The organism is Ketobacter sp. GenoA1 (assembly GCF_003671475.1).
Lineage (GTDB): Bacteria > Pseudomonadota > Gammaproteobacteria > Pseudomonadales > Ketobacteraceae > Ketobacter.
Window position 1 is genome coordinate 88,389 of sequence record NZ_RCHM01000046.1, and the last position, 1,814, is coordinate 90,202.

The window sequence follows — 1,814 nt, forward strand, 5'->3', positions numbered from 1 at the left end:
TAGTAAAATTCGACAATATACCAACATGCTTCCCCCAAATTACTGTTGGTCGGTGGTCGCGTAATCAACCTGCGCCTGCGACATCACCTGGCTGGCCAACGATTTGACCGCTTCTTTCATTTGTTTGTGAGCCAGCGTCTTGCGAATCTCTGCACTCACCGTCTGTAAGGGTTTGGTCGTGGTGACCTGCTCCTTCAGTACACGCAACATAATCACATCCGGACGGGTGTGAATTTCTACCCCTTCTGCCACCTTGGCATTGGTTACCATCTCCTTGATATTGGGGGGCAGTAGTTTAATGTTCATTTCTGCTTGTTTGTGTTTTACCGGAAACCCTTCTTTCACCAGCGTGGCACTGAGCTGCTTCCAATCCTGGCTGGCGGACGCCTTCTGGTACGCGGCTTTCAACTGTTCGCGGTCCAGATCGGCCAGCGGCCCCACGGAGGTAATGTATTCAAAGGTGCGAATCACTTCACCGCCAAATAATTCAGGATTGCTGTTGTAATATTCCGTTACCTGCTGGTTGCTTACCGGCTGCGGATCAGCGTGGTTCTGCAGGTAGCGCTTGACCAGCAATTCCTCACGGTAGGCTCGTACCTGCTCCTCCAGGAACGCGGCTTCCTCTGCACTCAGCTCCTGTTGTGCCTGCTGCGCGATGGCGCGGCTTTGCACCAGACTCTGCAGTACCTTGTCACGGACTTCAGGCCCCACCAGCAAACCCGCACTTTCACCCAGGGTACGGGTCATGGCGTAATCCAGCTGGGTTTCCGTGATGGCCGCACCGTTGACGGTCACCAAAGCCGGTTCAGCGGCCGGTTTTGATTCGGCTGTTGCAGCCGGCTCTGCTGCGGGTTCCTTGTCACCGCAGCCAACCAGCAGCAGGCTCATCCCCATACACAGGGCCTGGATTGCTTTCATGGAACCACTCATTTCGTTTCCACTTTCACCAGAGCCTGCAAACGCTCGTATTCCGCCTCTTTGGCGGCCTGGCGCAGAATGTGCCGGATCTTGCCTTTCACATTTTCATAGGGCTCATTGATCTTTTTGGGCGCTTCCAACTGTTTCACAATGTGATAACCGAAGGTGGTGGCCATGGGCTCGCTGTATTCCCCGGCGTCCAGTTTGAATGCCTGCGCCGTGAAGTTGGCATCGATGGCGCCTTGCTTGACCCAGCCCAGATCGCCACCGCGCTTGGCGGAAACGGTATCTTCGGAATATTGCTCAGCCACTTCCGCAAAATCGGCACCCGATTGCAGTTTGCTGTAGGCCTCATGGGCTTTGTTGAGCTGGGCTTTTTTCTCGTTATCACTCATTTTCGGATTGGTGCGCAGCAGGATATGGGCCAAATGCGCTTTTTCTTCAGTAAACTCGTCAATGTGGCTGTTGTAATAGTTCTTGATGGCTTGCTCGGTTACCTGCTCAGCGAGGTATGTGTCGAAATAGCGACTGAGTAAAGCCTGTTTACGGAATTCCCGCACTTCAGCTTCAATCAGGGCTTCGTCCATCTGCTCCTGTTGGGCAATGGCCGCCGCCAGCGCTTCCCGCTGCAGGTAGTTTTCCAGCTCTTTGTCACGGCGGGCGCTGTTATCGGCTGGCACGTTCTTGAACTTCAGATACGCATCAAACTGTGTATCTGTTATTGCTTCGTCACCGACTGTTGCTATCACGTCACCCTGCGATTGGTCGTTACTGCATCCCGCAACCATGGCAACGGAGATGAAGGCACAAGCCAAGTAGTGTTTTCCTATCATGTGTTAATCCTTACCTAAGTATTTCTTTTGTCTGCCAGCCCCATTAGCACCAAGGGCAACCCA

Annotated in this window: 2 protein-coding genes; both read right to left on the reverse strand. The window is 53.4% G+C overall.

Annotated elements, in window-relative coordinates; translation table 11 throughout:
• Positions 1–39 precede the first annotated feature (39 nt).
• Positions 40–930, reverse strand: coding sequence for a hypothetical protein (locus D9N13_RS23130; RefSeq protein ID WP_290594355.1), 891 nt, complete (start codon positions 928–930; stop codon positions 40–42).
• Positions 927–1,751, reverse strand: a complete 825-nt coding sequence (locus D9N13_RS23135) for a peptidylprolyl isomerase (protein ID WP_290594356.1) — start codon at positions 1,749–1,751, stop codon at positions 927–929. The genes D9N13_RS23130 and D9N13_RS23135 overlap by 4 nt, the downstream gene beginning before the upstream one ends.
• Between the last annotated feature and the right edge of the window lie 63 nt (positions 1,752–1,814).

Coding starts and splice junctions, on each gene's coding strand:
- D9N13_RS23130 (WP_290594355.1), bottom strand. CDS start 930: ATGAGTGGTTCCATGAAAGCAATCCAGGCCCTGTGTATGGGGATGAGC.
- D9N13_RS23135 (WP_290594356.1), bottom strand. CDS start 1,751: ATGATAGGAAAACACTACTTGGCTTGTGCCTTCATCTCCGTTGCCATG.